General features: G+C 74.0%; 12 protein-coding genes. 10 read left to right on the top strand and 2 right to left on the bottom strand.

Translation table 11 applies throughout. The features are described from left to right. Positions 1 to 854: 854 nt before the first annotated feature. Complete coding sequence (locus tag AB0J86_RS12320) at positions 855 to 1,823, bottom strand: hypothetical protein (protein ID WP_363856291.1); 969 nt, start codon at positions 1,821 to 1,823, stop codon at positions 855 to 857. Continuing rightward, complete coding sequence (gene shbA / locus AB0J86_RS12315) at positions 1,820 to 2,398, bottom strand: RNA polymerase sigma factor ShbA (protein WP_363856289.1); 579 nt, start codon at positions 2,396 to 2,398, stop codon at positions 1,820 to 1,822. Before shbA ends, AB0J86_RS12320 begins: the two co-directional genes overlap by 4 nt. Before the next feature lie 185 nt (positions 2,399 to 2,583). On the opposite strand from shbA, the gene AB0J86_RS12310 reads away from it, so the two are divergent. From AB0J86_RS12310 to AB0J86_RS12265, 10 genes are read left to right on the top strand one after another with little or no spacing between them, the layout of a single operon-like run. Continuing rightward, positions 2,584 to 3,606: an ABC transporter ATP-binding protein gene (locus tag AB0J86_RS12310; RefSeq protein ID WP_363856287.1), complete on the top strand. Its 1,023-nt coding sequence runs from the start codon at positions 2,584 to 2,586 to the stop codon at positions 3,604 to 3,606. A 20-nt stretch (positions 3,607 to 3,626) separates the two neighbouring features. Then, positions 3,627 to 4,376: an ABC transporter permease gene (locus AB0J86_RS12305; RefSeq protein ID WP_363856499.1), complete on the top strand. Its 750-nt coding sequence runs from the start codon at positions 3,627 to 3,629 to the stop codon at positions 4,374 to 4,376. Between the two features lie 2 nt (positions 4,377 to 4,378). Then, positions 4,379 to 5,182 (top strand): ABC transporter permease, encoded by an 804-nt coding sequence (locus AB0J86_RS12300; RefSeq protein WP_363856497.1) that lies wholly within the window; start codon positions 4,379 to 4,381, stop codon positions 5,180 to 5,182. Positions 5,183 to 5,184: 2 nt separating this feature from the next. Then, positions 5,185 to 6,516: an MCE family protein gene (locus AB0J86_RS12295; protein ID WP_363856495.1), complete on the top strand. Its 1,332-nt coding sequence runs from the start codon at positions 5,185 to 5,187 to the stop codon at positions 6,514 to 6,516. Next, complete coding sequence (locus AB0J86_RS12290; RefSeq protein ID WP_363856285.1) at positions 6,513 to 7,550, top strand: MCE family protein; 1,038 nt, start codon at positions 6,513 to 6,515, stop codon at positions 7,548 to 7,550. The genes AB0J86_RS12295 and AB0J86_RS12290 overlap by 4 nt, the downstream gene beginning before the upstream one ends. Next, the gene (locus AB0J86_RS12285) at positions 7,547 to 8,533 is read left to right on the top strand and encodes an MCE family protein (RefSeq protein ID WP_363856283.1); all 987 of its coding nucleotides are present in this window, start codon (positions 7,547 to 7,549) and stop codon (positions 8,531 to 8,533) included. The genes AB0J86_RS12290 and AB0J86_RS12285 overlap by 4 nt, the downstream gene beginning before the upstream one ends. Then, positions 8,533 to 9,807: an MCE family protein gene (locus AB0J86_RS12280; RefSeq protein ID WP_363856281.1), complete on the top strand. Its 1,275-nt coding sequence runs from the start codon at positions 8,533 to 8,535 to the stop codon at positions 9,805 to 9,807. The genes AB0J86_RS12285 and AB0J86_RS12280 overlap by 1 nt, the downstream gene beginning before the upstream one ends. Beyond that, positions 9,804 to 11,279 carry an MCE family protein gene (locus AB0J86_RS12275; protein ID WP_363856279.1) on the top strand — a complete coding sequence of 492 codons (1,476 nt, stop codon included), beginning with the start codon at positions 9,804 to 9,806 and terminating at the stop codon, positions 11,277 to 11,279. Before AB0J86_RS12280 ends, AB0J86_RS12275 begins: the two co-directional genes overlap by 4 nt. Further along, complete coding sequence (locus tag AB0J86_RS12270) at positions 11,276 to 12,532, top strand: MCE family protein (RefSeq protein WP_363856278.1); 1,257 nt, start codon at positions 11,276 to 11,278, stop codon at positions 12,530 to 12,532. Before AB0J86_RS12275 ends, AB0J86_RS12270 begins: the two co-directional genes overlap by 4 nt. Positions 12,533 to 12,555: 23 nt before the next feature. Further along, on the top strand, positions 12,556 to 13,437 hold the full coding sequence (locus tag AB0J86_RS12265) for a hypothetical protein (protein WP_363856276.1): 882 nt from the start codon (positions 12,556 to 12,558) through the stop codon (positions 13,435 to 13,437). The last annotated feature ends 9 nt before the right edge of the window (positions 13,438 to 13,446 follow it).

Raw genomic sequence — 13,446 nt, 5'->3', positions numbered from 1 at the left:
GCGCTGCTTTCACCGAGGGCGAGGGGGCGATTGCACCAGGCAGTATTCATGTTGTCCCACGTACCGTCGACCCCGTTACGGATTCGGTATCCGGCCCGCCCAGGACGGCCGGCCCCTGGCGCGTGTCACGCGGCGCGGTGCGCGCTTCGCAGCTGCCGGACCATCTCGCGCAGGACGCCGTCGCCGACGGCGCGGAGAGAGGCGGGAATCCGCAGGACCAACCTCAGGTCCTCGCCGTGGGCGGCGCGTAGGTAACGGCGCGGGCCGATGGTGGAGAAGGGTGTCCCCCAGGTGACCCGCTCGTCCTCCGTCTCCGGCGCGGTCGGCGACGCGTCGGGAGGGGCCGGACCGGTCGGCAGGAAGCGGAGCTCGTCACACGGGGCCTCCGTCGGGTGTCGCCGGGCGGCGGTGGCGGGCCGCCCACGCCGTCCAGTCTGCTGACGGGCCGGGACCGGACGCAGCGGACCGAGCGGCTTCGAACAGGTCCGAACGACGTCGAACACGACGGCGCGGCTCCGGCCGTGACGGCACGCCCCGCCCTCGCGCCACCCGCGCCGCCGCCGGGATCCGCGTTCGCCTCGACCGAACAACCCCGAACGACCCCGACCGCCGGATCCGCTTCCCCCGGCCCCGGACCCGGCCGACGCTGGGAGACGACCGGGCGCGCGACCGAGCCGTCCCGTGGGGAAGGAGAAGAACATGCGCGGTGTCTGCAAGCGTGGAATCAGCTGGACCTGATGGCGGTACGCGACGGGCGGAGGTCCACCCGTGGCATGCCGATCGACACCCTGACCGCCGTGGCGGGAGCAGGGAAGGGGGCCTCACCCGGAGCGCGGGTGAGGCCCCGCCGCGACCTACCCCTGGGGCGCGGACGAGCCGCCCCGGAGCGCGCCGAGCAGGCCGAGCGACGGCAGCAGCGGCGCGAGCAGCGACGGCAGCGGGGACGGCGGCAACGGAGGCGGGACCGGGTTCACCCGGTTCTGCCCAGGCGAACTCGCGGCAGCGGACCGGCCGGGAGCGGAGGTCGGGCCCGCGGACCGGGCGGGCGCGGGCGAACCGGCGGGGGCGGCGGGTCCGGACGCGGCCGGCCCGGGCGCGCCCTCGACGTCGCCGTCCACGATGGGCAGGTCGGCGCGGAGCCGCGCGATGTCGCCGCGCAGCCGGTCCGCCTCCTGAGGGTCGCGTACCCGGCCGACCCGGGAATCGGCCCGGGCCAGCAACCCCCGCGCGTCGTCGTACCGGCCGTCGGCGACAGCGGTACCGGCCGCCGCGAGGTCCTGCTCGATGGCGCGCACGTCGGCGCGCTGCGGGTACACCACCCGCACGACCGGCCAGAGCGGGCTGGCCGGGCCGGCGTGGTGCGCCCCGACGCCCAACCCGGCGACCATGACGGTGGCGGCGGCGATGCCGGTCAGCAGCCGCCGCGTCGAACCCGTCCGGCGGCGTTCGGGTGGGGCGGACGGCGGCCGCCGTTCTCCCGGTCCGGGCACGGCACGGGCGGTTCGCACCACGGCGGAGTCCGCCCGGCCACCGGCGGTACGCCCGGCATCGGCGGCCGGACCAGCGGCGCCCACCGGCGGGCCGCCGCCGTCGTCGAGGCCGGCGCCGACCGACCACGCCGGATCGGCGTCGAGGCCGGCGTCGACGGACCAGGCCGGCGGGTCATCGTCAAGGTCGGCGCGCCATGCCGCGAGCAACCCGGCCGCCGGTTCGTCGGCCGGGGGCGGGTCGCCGCGACCAAGCGCGTCGAGCAGGCGGTCGTCGCCGGTCAGGGTGGCCAGGTCCAGCGGCGATTCCTCGCCGGGGCGCGGGGAGAGGCTCACGCGGCCTCCTCGTCGAGGCCGGTACCGGCGAGCGCGCGGAGCCGGGCCAGGGCGCGCGACTGGGCGACCCGTACCGCCGGGGCCGACATGCCGACGACCGCGCCGACCTCCTCGGCCGAGAGCCCGGCCGCGACCCGCAGCAGCAGGATCTCCCGCTGTGTCTCGGGCAGGCGGGCGAGCAGCGCGGAGAGCCGGCGGGCGAGGTCGGTGGCGACCGCCTGCTGCTCGGGTCCGGGCGCGGCGTCGGGGCGCTCCACCAGCGGGTCCGGGCCGGTCAGCACCGAGTCGCGGATGGCGATGCGCTGGGCGTCGGCGACCTTGTGCGCGGCGATGCCGTAGACGAAGGCGGAGAAGGGCCGGCCCTCGTCCCGGTACCGGGGCAGCGCCCGCAGCACGGCCAGGCACACCTCCTGGGCCACGTCGTCGGCGGTGGTGTACGCCCCACCGATGCGCCCGAGCCGGGCCCGGCAGTACCGCACCACCCCCGGTCGTACCTCGGTGAGCAGGGCGGCCGTCGCCTCGCGATCGCGACCGGCGGCCCTGCGGACCAGTTCGGTGTCAAGTACTGCGGTCATCCCCGGTGATGCGCTTTCCTTGCCGACCAGTTAGCTTGCGTTACCGACGAGTTAACAGCACCGTATCGAGCCCGGACGGAAAGCACCACCACACGCTGCGTGCCCGGAAGAATACCCAAGATTTGATGTTGCGCCGGGACGCCCGGCAGCGATGTCCATGTCGACGACTGCAGGCGGGAGTACGGATGGGCGTCGAGGTACGCGTCGAGGGACTCACCAAGTCCTTCGGCGGTCAACCGGTCTGGGCCGACGTGAGTCTCACCCTGCCGGCCGGTGAGATCTCGGTGCTGCTCGGTCCCTCCGGTACCGGCAAGTCGGTCTTTCTCAAGACCCTGGTCGGACTCCTGAAACCGGATCGCGGCGCGATCTGGGTGGCCGGGCAGAACCTGCCCGCGCTCTCCGAGCGCAAGCTGTACGAGGTGCGCAAGCTGTTCGGCGTCCTCTTCCAGGACGGCGCACTCTTCGGCTCGATGAATATCTATGACAACGTCGCGTTTCCGCTGCGCGAGCACACCCGGCGCGCCGAATCGGAGATCCGCGCGATCGTGCACGAAAAGCTGGAAATGGTCGGTCTCCTCGGCGCCGAGGAGAAACTGCCGGGACAGATCTCCGGCGGAATGCGCAAGCGGGCGGGGTTGGCCCGCGCGCTGGTGCTCGACCCGGAGATCATCCTGTTCGACGAGCCGGACTCCGGTCTGGACCCGGTTCGCACCGCGTACCTCAACCAGCTCATCATCGACCTGAACCAGCAGACCGGCGCGACGTTCCTGATCGTCACGCACGACATCAACACCGCCCGCACGGTGCCGGACAACATCGGGCTGATCTACCACGGCCACCTGGCGATGTTCGGGCCGCGCGAGATGCTGCTCTCCAGCACCGAGCCGGTGGTACGGCAGTTCCTCAACGCCCAGCGGATCGGCCCGATCGGCATGGCGGAGGAGAAGGACGCCGAGGAGCTGCGGGCCGAGGCGGACTCCGGGGTGGAGTTGCCGCCGCTGCCGGCGATCCCGCCGCAGCTGCGCCCCTCCGACGGGCGGCCGCGCCCGGCCGAGCACCCACCCGGCCGGTGGTGCCGGGAGAACGGCGTCACCCCTCCCCCGGGTTCCTTCGTGGACCCGGTACACCCGGCCGGCGTCGAGGCCGAGCCCAGCCCGTGGGGTCGGCACGCGGCCGACTCGCCCGAGCCCGGCGAGGTGCTGCGGTGACCGGCCGGGTGGCGGCCGGGCTGGCCCAGTCCGGCCACTTCTTCGGCTTCTGCCTGGACGCGCTGCGCTGCCTGCCCCGCCGCCCCTGGCAGGTACGCGAGTTCGTGCAGCAGGCGTGGTTCATCAGCTCCGTCTCGATCGTTCCCGCGGCGCTCGTGGCGATCCCGTTCGGCGCGGTGATCGCGCTACAGCTCGGTTCGCTGGCCCGGCAGCTCGGCGCCGAGTCGTTCACCGGCGCGGCGGCGGTACTGGCGGTGATCCGGGAGGCCGGCCCGATCGTCACCGCCCTGATCATCGCGGGTGCGGGCGGCTCGGCGATCTGCGCGGACCTCGGCTCCCGGAAGATCCGCGAGGAGCTGGACGCGATGGAGGTGCTCGGCATCGACCCGCTGCACCGGTTGGTGGCGCCCCGGATCGTCGCCGCGATGCTGGTCGCGTTCCTGCTCAACGCCCTGGTCAGCGTGGTCGGCGTGGCCGGCGGCTACTTCTTCAACGTGGTGCTCCAGGGCGGTACCCCCGGCGCCTACCTGGCCAGCTTCCAGGCGCTCGGCCAGCTCGGGGACCTCGCGGTCGGCGAGGTGAAGGCGCTCTTCTTCGGCGCGGTCGCCGCCCTGGTCGCCTCGTACAAGGGGATGACCGCGCGGGGCGGGCCGAAGGGGGTGGGCGACGCGGTCAACCAGAGCGTCGTGATCACCTTCATGCTCCTCTTCGCCCTGAACTTCGTGATCACCGCGGTCTACTTCCAGGTCGTACCGCAGAAGGGCACGTGACGATGGCGGTGCTGCGGCAACTCGACGACCTGGGCGGACAGCTCGCCTTCTACCTGCGCGCCTTCGCCTGGACCCCGCGTACCGTGCGCCGGTACAAGCGGGAGGTGCTCCGGCTGCTCGCCGAGGTGAGCTTCGGCTCGGGCGCGCTCGCGGTGGCCGGCGGCACCGTCGGGGTCATCTGCTTCATGACCTTCTTCACCGGCACCGAGGTGGGGTTGCAGGGGTACCAGTCGCTCAACCAGATCGGCAGCAGCGCCTTCACCGGCTTCATCTCGGCGTACTTCAACACGCGCGAGATCTCGCCACTGGTCGCGGCGCTGGCGCTCTCGGCCACGGTCGGCTGCGGCTTCACCGCCCAGCTCGGCGCGATGCGCATCTCCGAGGAGGTCGACGCGCTGGAGGTGATGGGGGTCCCCTCGCTGCCCTTCCTCGTCACCACCCGGATGATCGCCGGGTTCGTCGCGGTGATCCCGCTGTACGTGATCGGGCTGCTCTCCAGCTACCTGGCCACCCGTACCATCGCCGTGTTCTACTTCGGGCAGTCGGCCGGCACGTACGACTACTACTTCCACCTCTTCCTGCCCCCGGTCGACGTGCTCTGGTCCTTCGGCAAGGTGCTGGTGTTCAGCGTGATCGTCGTGCTGGTGCACTGCTACTACGGCTACACCGCCTCGGGTGGGCCGGCCGGCGTCGGGGTGGCGGTCGGCCGGGCGGTACGGCTGGCCATCGTCGGCGTCAACGTCGTCGACTTCTTCCTGTCCCTGGCCATCTGGGGCGCGACCACCACGGTACGGATCGCGGGGTGACCATGAGATACCGGATTCTCGGCATCACGTTCGTGGCGGTACTGGTCGCGGCGCTCAGCCTCGCCGTGCTCCAGTACCGCAAGGCGTTCACCCCGGTCGCCTGGGTGACGCTCTACACCGGGAACACCGGGATGCAGCTGCGCCCCGGCGCGGAGGTGAAGGTACGCGGCGTCGTCGTCGGCGACGTACGGTCGGTGACCAGCGACGGCGACCGCGCCCGGCTGCGGCTGGCGCTGGACCCGGCGCTGACCCCGCAGATCCCGGCCGGCGTCAGCGCCCGCCTGCTGCCCAAGACCCTCTTCGGCGAGCGGTACGTGGCCCTGGTGCCGCCGCCCGGCGCCCCGGGTCGCGCCATCCGCGACGGTGACGTGATCTCCCAGGACCGCAGCCGCAGCGGCGTCGAGCTGGAACGGGTGCTCGACGGGGCGCTGCCGCTGCTCCAGTCGATCCGGCCGGACCAGCTCGCCGCGACCCTGGGCGCGCTCGCCGCCGCGCTGGACGGGCAGGGCGACCGGCTGGGGCGCGACCTGGAGCAGCTCGACGCGTACCTGACCCAGCTCAACCGGGAGCTGCCGACGATCACCGAGGACGTGCGCCGGCTCGCCGCCGTGCTCGACGTCTACGACGGTGCGCTGCCCGACCTGCTGGACGTCCTGCGCGACGTGACGGTGACCGCCAACACCGTGACCGACCAGTCCGCGCAGCTCGCCGCGTTCCTCGCCACCGCCACCGACGCCGGCGACGTGACCCGGATCTTCCTGGACCAGCACGGCGACCAGCTGATCCGGTTGGGCGCGGTGAGCCGGCCGATCCTGGAGCTGCTGGCCGCCTACGCCCCCGAGTACCCGTGCCTGGCCAAGGGCCTGGTCGCGCTGCAACCCCGGGTCGAGGAGGTGTTCCGGGGCGGGCGGATGCACATCACGCTGGAGGTGACCCGGGACAACGGCCGGTACGAGCCGGGCCGCGACGCCCCGGCGTACGCGTCGCGCAACGGGCCGAACTGCCGCGAGCTGCCGCGGCCGCACGTACCCGCGCCGGAGGTGCCGATCGGCGACGGGTACGACTACGGCGGCAAGCGACCACCCGCGGCGAAGCTGCCCATCGGGCTGCCCGGCGGGGGCGGCGCCACCGGGAAGCCGGCCACGGGACAGCCCGCCGCGGGCGGCACCGACGCGAGCAGCCCGGAGATGGGGTACGCCGGCACCGCCGAGGAGCGGGACCTGCTCAAGCCGATCATCGGGGCGGCCACGGGCGCCCTGCCGGTGCAGGTACCGGACATCGCGGTGCTGCTCTGGGGCCCGCTGCTGCGCGGAGCGGTGGTGAACGCGCCATGAGCCGCGGCACGCTCGCCCCGCTGGTCAAGCTGATCGCCTTCGCGACCGTCACGCTGCTGCTCGCCACGGTGCTGGCGCAGACCCTCGGCTCGCTGCACGGCGGCGGCACGTCCTACCGGGCCCGGTTCACCGACGTCACCGGGCTGCTCGTCGGCGACGACGTGCGCATCGCCGGGGTCCACGTCGGCCGGGTCGACCGCATCCGGGTGGTGGAGAACTCCGTCGCCGAGGTCACCTTCCGGGTGGACGCGGAGGTCCCGCTGGCGACCAGCGTCCGGGCGAAGATCCGGTACCGCAACCTGGTCGGCCAGCGGTACCTGGCGCTGAGCGAGGGGCCCGGCGACGGGCGCCCGCTGCGGGCGGACGGGCTGATCCCGCTCGCGCAGACCACCCCGGCGCTCGACCTGACCACGCTCTTCGCCGGGTTCCGCCCGCTCTTCACGGCGCTGGACCCGCAGGACGTCAACAAGCTGGCGTACGAGATCATCCAGGTGCTGCAGGGCGAGGGCGGTACCGTCAGCAGCCTGCTCGCGCACACCGCGTCGCTGACCAACACCCTCGCCGACCGGGACGAGGTGATCGGCCGGGTGATCACCAACCTGAACTCGGTGCTCGCCACGCTCGACGAGCGCGACCAGAACCTCGACCAGAGCATCGCCCAGCTGCAGCAGTTCGTCTCGGGGCTGGCCGCGGACCGGGGCGCCATCGGCGACGCGGTGGCCAACCTCGGCGAGCTGACCGGCACCACCGCCGCGCTGCTGGCCGACAGCCGTCCGGCGCTCGCCGCCGACGTGGCCGCGCTCGGCGACCTCTCCGAGACGCTCAACCGCAACGGCGCGGTGCTCGACGGCACCCTCGGTCGGCTGCCCGACCGGTACTCCGCGCTCACCCGCACCGCGTCGCACGGCTCCTGGCTCAACTTCTTCCTCTGCGACTTCAGCGGCCAGGTCTCGGTCGCCGGGCAGGGCGACATCAACCCGGCCACGTTCAGCTCTCAGGCGGCCCGCTGCGCCGGGCCGGGAGGTGCGCGATGAAACCGTTCCGGGAACGCAACCCCGTCCTCGTCGGCGCGATCGGGCTGGCGGTACTGGCCGGTGCCGTACTCGTGGCGTTCCGGCTGGACGACCTCGCGGCGCTGACCGCGCCCGCGTACCAGGCCGCGTTCCGGGACGCCAGCGGGCTGGTCGCCGGCAACGAGGTCCGGGTCGCCGGGGTACGCGTCGGCAAGGTCACCGAGGTCGGGCTGGCCCGGCACGGCAACCAGCCGTACGTGCGGGTGCGGTTCCGCGTCGAGGACGACGACGTACGGCTCGGCCGCGACACCGGCGCCACGATCCGGATCAAGACCGTGCTCGGGCAGAAGTACCTGGCGCTCGCCCCGGCCGGCGACGGGCGGCTGCCGGAGCGCGGCGAGATCCCGCTCGAACGCACGGCCTCGCCCTTCGACGTGATGGCGGCGGTCAGCGGGCTGGCCGGCACGCTCGACCAGATCGACACCAAGCAGCTCGCGACCGCCTTCACCACGCTGGCGCAGACCTTCGCGGACACCCCCGCGAACGTGCGGTCGTCGCTGACCGGGCTCTCCCGCCTGTCGCAGACCGTCGCGAGCCGCGACGCCGAGCTGCGCGAGCTGCTCGCCCGCGCGCACCAGGTCACCGGCGTGCTGGCCGCCCGCGACGAGGAGTTCCGCAAGCTCGTCGCCGACGGCGAGGCGCTGCTGGCCGAGGTGAACCGCCGCCGCGACGCCATCCACCAGCTGCTGGTCGGCACCAACGACCTGGCCAACCAGCTCTCCGGGCTGGTCGCGGAGAACCGGGCCCAGCTCGGGCCGGCCCTGCGCCAGCTGCGGGACGTGGTCGCGATCCTTCAGCGCAACCGGGACAACCTGGAGCGGACCATCGAGCGGATGGGGCCGTTCGTCACCGCGTTCGCGAACGTGACCGGCAACGGGCGCTGGTTCGACTCGTACCTGCGCGGGCTGTTGCAGCCGTACGTGCCGACGACGGGAGACCGCTGATGCGCCGGCCCGCGCTCTTCGCCAGTTCCCGCACCCGGTTCTGGGTGGCGGCCGGGGTGACCGTGGTGGTCGTCGGCGCGGCCGGGCTCGTGTTCTGGCCGGACCGCCCGGCGCGGCGGCACCTGGTCGCGCACTTCACCCGGGTGGTGGGCATCCACGCCGGCTCCGACGTGCGGGTGCTCGGGGTCCGCGTCGGGCAGGTCACCGCGACCGTGCCGGAGGGGGCCACGGTACGGGTGGAGATGACCTACGACGCCTCGTACGACATCCCGGCCGGGGCGCAGGCCGTGATCGTCCCGCCCAGCATCGTCAGCGACCGGTACGTCCAGCTCACCCCCGCGTACGACGGCGGCGCCGCGCTGCCCGACCACGCGGACCTGCCGGTGTCGCGGACCGCGGCGCCCATGGAGATCGACGACATCTACCGGGCGCTGGACGACTTCAACCGCGCCCTCGGGCCGCAGGGCGCCAACGCCGACGGCGCGCTGTCGAACCTGCTGGCGACCGGGCGGGCCAACCTGGCCGGCAACGGCGAGGACCTGCACGCCACCCTGGACGGGCTGTCCCGGGCGCTCACCACCCTCTCCGACGGCCGGCAGGACCTCTTCGGCGCGGTCGGCGACCTGCAGCGGTTCACCACCGCCCTGGCCCGCAGCGACGAGCAGGTGCGCGCGTTCAACCAGCAGCTCGCCACGGTGGCCGGCCAGCTCGCCGCCGAGCGTGACGAGCTGGCGGCGGCGCTGCGCAACCTCGCCACCGCGCTGGCCGACGTGACCACGTTCCTCAAGGAGAACCGGACGGCGTTGAAGTCCAACGTGGCCGCGCTGACCGACATCACCAACGTGCTGGTACGCCAGCAGAAGGCGCTGATCGACATCGTCGACGTCGCCCCGCTGGCGCTGACCAACCTGAACCTCGCCTACAACGCCCGCTCGGGCACCCTGGACACCCGGGACAACCTGCTCGGGCCGTACGACCCGGCCAGCTACATCTGCGCGACCATGGCCGACCTGTTGCCCGTACCGAAGGTCCCGCAGGCGTGCTTCCAGCTCGCCCAGACCCTGAACGCCAAGAAGCTGCCCCTGCCGCGGCAGCTGCGCGAACTGCTCGGCATCCCGACCGCCGGCGGTACGGCGACGCCGCCGCCGGGCGGTGCCGACGGCGCGGCGGCGCCCGCCGGGAGCGCCCCGCCGCCGGCGGGTGTGCCGCAGGCCGGCCAGGAGTCCTCCGGCGACCTCACCCTCGGCGGCATCCTGTTCGGAGGTGCCAAGTGAGCCCGCGGACCTCCCCCGCGCCCCGGCTGCGCAGACCGGCCCTCGCGGTCGCTCTGGTGCTGCTGACCACCGGCTGTACCGTGCCGGACCTGACCGACGTGCCGCTGCCCGGCGGCGCGCCGTCGGGGCCGGGCTACGCCGTCACCGTGGAGTTCGCCGACGTGCTCGACCTGGTGTCGCAGGCCGCCGTGAAGGTCAACGACGTGACCGTCGGCAGCGTCGAGAAGGTCTATCTCTCCGGCTGGACCGCCCGCGCCCGGCTGCGCATCGACCGGAAGGTACGGCTGCCCGCCAACGCCACCGCCGCGGTACGGCAGACCAGCCTGCTGGGCGAGAAGTACGTGGCCGTGTCGCCGCCCACCACCGAGGCGTCGACCGGACAGCTCGCGGACGGTGACGTGATCCCGCTGTCGCGCACCCGGCGGGCGGCCGAGGTGGAGGAGGTCCTCGCCGCGCTCGGGCTGCTGCTCAACGGCGGCGGCCTCGCCCAGCTGAAGACGATCAACCAGGAGCTGTCGGCGGCGCTCGACGGGCGCGAGTCGAGCGCCCGCGACGCGCTGCGGCAGCTGGACGCCTTCCTCGGCGGCCTGGACCAGCAGAAGGCCGACCTGGTCCGGGCGGTGGACGCGCTGGACCGGTTGACCGGGCGGCTCAACCGGCAGCGCGAGGTCATCGGCGCGGCGCTGGACTCGCTCGCCCCCGGGCTCACCGTGCTGGAGCAGCAGCGTACCGAGCTGACCGGGGCGCTCACCGCGCTCGGCGAGCTGGGCCGGGTCGGTACCGAGGTGGTGCGCGCCAGCCGCGCCGACACGGTGGCCAGCGTACGGGCGCTGCAGCCGATCCTGGAGCAGCTGGTCAAGGCCGGCGACGCGCTGCCCAAGTCGCTGGACTTCATGCTCTCCTACCCGTTCCCACCCAACGCCAACGGCGCCATCGTCGGCGACTACATCAACATGTCGCTCACGGCCGACCTCGACGCCGCGACGATCCTGTCGAACCTGCTCTCGTCCAAGCCGGTCCAGCCCGACGCGGGCAAGCCGGCGGCCGGGGGCGGCGCCCCTGGTCGGGGCGGCACACCGGGCGGCGGCCGACCGGGCGGCGGCAACAACCCGGGCAAGCCCGGTACCACCCAGCCGGGCGGCGTCGGCGTCGGGCCGCTGCTGCCGGGCGTACTGCCGGCGATCTGCCTGCCGCTCGGCGGCCTGCTCCCGCTGAACTGGCTGCCGCCGCTGCTGCCCGGCTGCGAACTGCCGCCCGGCTGCAAGCTGCTGAAGCCGGGCACCCCGGTACCGCCGGGCGGCCTGGTCCCGCCGGGCGGGGTGGTCCCGCCGGGCACCGTCTTCCCGCCCGGCACCAAGCTGCCCCTCGGTACCGTGCTGCCGCTGGAGTGCCTGCTCCCGCCGCCCACGGGCGAGACGAACGGGCAGAACGGCGGGCTCCTCGACATCCTGGGCGGAGGGCTGTTGCGATGATCGAGCGCGGTACGAAACTGCGGGTGCTCGCCTTCCTCGTGGTCAGCCTGCTCGGCATCGGCTACGTCGGCGTGCGCTACGTCGGGCTGGACGACTGGCTGGGCCGGGGCGGCTACCTGGTGCACGCCGAGTTCGACGACGCGGGCGGCATCTTCGCCAACGCGCCGGTCACCTACCGGGGCGTGCCCGTCGGCCGGGTCACCTCGGTGGGGCTGCGCGACGGCACGGTCCGGGTCGAGCTGCGGCTGGAACGCGGCGTACGGGTCCCGGCCCAGGCGCGGGCGGTGGTCTCCCAGCGGTCCGCGGTCGGCGAGCAGTACCTCGACCTGCGTCCGGACGCCGACACCGGACCGTACCTGCGGGACGGCTCGGTCATTCCCCGGGAGCGTACCGGCGTGCCGCTGGCGCCGGAGACGCTGCTGACCAACCTGGACGCGCTGGTGCGCTCGGTCGACCCGGCCGACCTGAACGTGGTGGTGGAGGAGCTGGGTACCGCGTTCGAGGGGAACGAGGAGGCGCTGCGGCGCATCCTCGACGCGAGCGACCTGCTGCTCTCCGCCGCCAGCGAGAACCTGCCGCAGACCGTGGCGCTGATCCGCGACGGGCGCACCGTACTGCGCACCCAGGAGGCGTCGGGTGACGCCATCCGCCAGTGGGCGGACGGGCTGGCGAAACTGTCGGCGACGCTGCGCTCCAGCGACCCGGACCTGCGCCGGCTGCTGGCCGCCGGGCCGCCGGCCAGCACCGAGCTGGTCGCGCTGCTGCGCGACCTCGACCCGACCATCGGTACCCTGCTGGGCAACCTGACCACCGTCAACGGCATCGCCACCCGGCGGCTGGCCGGCATCGAGCAGCTGCTGGTGGTCTACCCGCTCGTGGTGGCCGGCGGGTTCACCGTCACCCCCGGCGACGGTACGGCGCACTTCGGGCTGGTGCTCAACGTCAACAACCCGCCGTCGTGCGTGTACGGCCCCACGGGCGCCTGCACCAGCCAGGGCGCGGCGCACAGCGCCGGCGTACGGGGTGCCAAGAACGCGCCCCGGCCGGGCGGCGGCGACCCGAAGCCGCCCACCCCGCCGGCCGGTACGCCGCCCGCCCCGGCCGAGCCCGGCGTCGCCGGGTACGACCCGGTCACCGGGCTCGTCGTCGGGCCGGGCGGGACACCGTTGCAGTTCGGCAGCACCGGCGGCCAGTACCAGCTCGCCGGCGACCAGTCCTGGAAGCAACTCCTACTCGCCGGCCTGGCGCCGTAACCGTCCATCGAGGAGCCGACACAATGCCGACAAGCGGGGACCGCAGACTCCGGCTGATCAAGGGCACCGCGCCGGGTACCGGCGGCGCGCCCACGAGCCGGAGCGTCGCGCGCCGCACCCTCACCCGCCGCGTACCGCCGCCGGCGGACCCGGTACCGGCGGACGACCCGGTGGCCGCGATCCTGGAGCGCCTCGACGAGGAGCCGGTCGAGGAGCCGGCCCCGGCCGCGCCGGCGGGATCCGGGCCGGACGCGGGCGGGGAGACCGGGGGCGCCGGCACCGGCACCGACGTGTCCGGCGGCGGCTCCGGCGGCACCGGCAGGCGCGTCGGAGCCCCGCGGTGGGGTCGGCGGAAGGCGACGGCCACCGGGCGGCGGCCGGGCGGGCCCCGCGGCGGCGGTACGGGCTGGGCCCGGCTGCGCCCGAGCCGGGCCCAGCTGCCGACGCTCGCCCTGGTCCTCGTGCTCTGCGCCGCGCTCGCCACGGCCGGGGTCTTCGGCTACGACTGGTACCAGGCCCGCGCCCTCGACCGGGCGCACCAGCAGGCGCTCGCGGCGGCGAAGCAGACCACGGTCAACTTCGTCTCGATCAGCGCGGCGAGTGTGGACCGCGACCTGCAACGCATCCTCGGCGGGGCGACCGGCGAGTTCAAGGAGCAGTTCGGCAACGGGCAGGCGCAGGTGCGGGCCGCGGTGGTGGAGAACAAGGTCGACTCGCGCGGCTCGGTGCTGCGCGCCGGCCTCGTCTCCGGCGACCGGCGTACCGCGGTGGTGCTGGTGGCGATCGACGCGACCGTGAAGAACACCAACTCGCCGGACGGGCGGGCCGCGCACTACCGCATCCAGGTCGACATGACCAACGAGTCCGGCAAGTGGCTGGTCTCCCGTCTCCAGTTCGTCGGCTGAGCGACCGGC

This window comes from Micromonospora sp. NPDC049559, assembly GCF_040676675.1.
Classification (GTDB): Bacteria; Actinomycetota; Actinomycetes; order Mycobacteriales; family Micromonosporaceae; genus JBFAPK01.
The sequence above is the reverse complement of the archived record's forward strand: the minus strand, read 5'-3'. Positions and strand labels throughout refer to the sequence as shown.

Excerpts from the sequence above, each read along its gene's own strand:
- shbA (WP_363856289.1), bottom strand. The coding sequence starts at position 2,398 with ATGACCGCAGTACTTGACACCGAACTGGTCCGCAGGGCCGCCGGTCGC.
- AB0J86_RS12310 (WP_363856287.1), top strand. The coding sequence starts at position 2,584 with ATGGGCGTCGAGGTACGCGTCGAGGGACTCACCAAGTCCTTCGGCGGT.
- AB0J86_RS12300 (WP_363856497.1), top strand. The coding sequence starts at position 4,379 with ATGGCGGTGCTGCGGCAACTCGACGACCTGGGCGGACAGCTCGCCTTC.
- AB0J86_RS12295 (WP_363856495.1), top strand. The coding sequence starts at position 5,185 with ATGAGATACCGGATTCTCGGCATCACGTTCGTGGCGGTACTGGTCGCG.
- AB0J86_RS12290 (WP_363856285.1), top strand. The coding sequence starts at position 6,513 with ATGAGCCGCGGCACGCTCGCCCCGCTGGTCAAGCTGATCGCCTTCGCG.
- AB0J86_RS12285 (WP_363856283.1), top strand. The coding sequence starts at position 7,547 with ATGAAACCGTTCCGGGAACGCAACCCCGTCCTCGTCGGCGCGATCGGG.
- AB0J86_RS12280 (WP_363856281.1), top strand. The coding sequence starts at position 8,533 with ATGCGCCGGCCCGCGCTCTTCGCCAGTTCCCGCACCCGGTTCTGGGTG.
- AB0J86_RS12270 (WP_363856278.1), top strand. The coding sequence starts at position 11,276 with ATGATCGAGCGCGGTACGAAACTGCGGGTGCTCGCCTTCCTCGTGGTC.
- AB0J86_RS12265 (WP_363856276.1), top strand. The coding sequence starts at position 12,556 with ATGCCGACAAGCGGGGACCGCAGACTCCGGCTGATCAAGGGCACCGCG.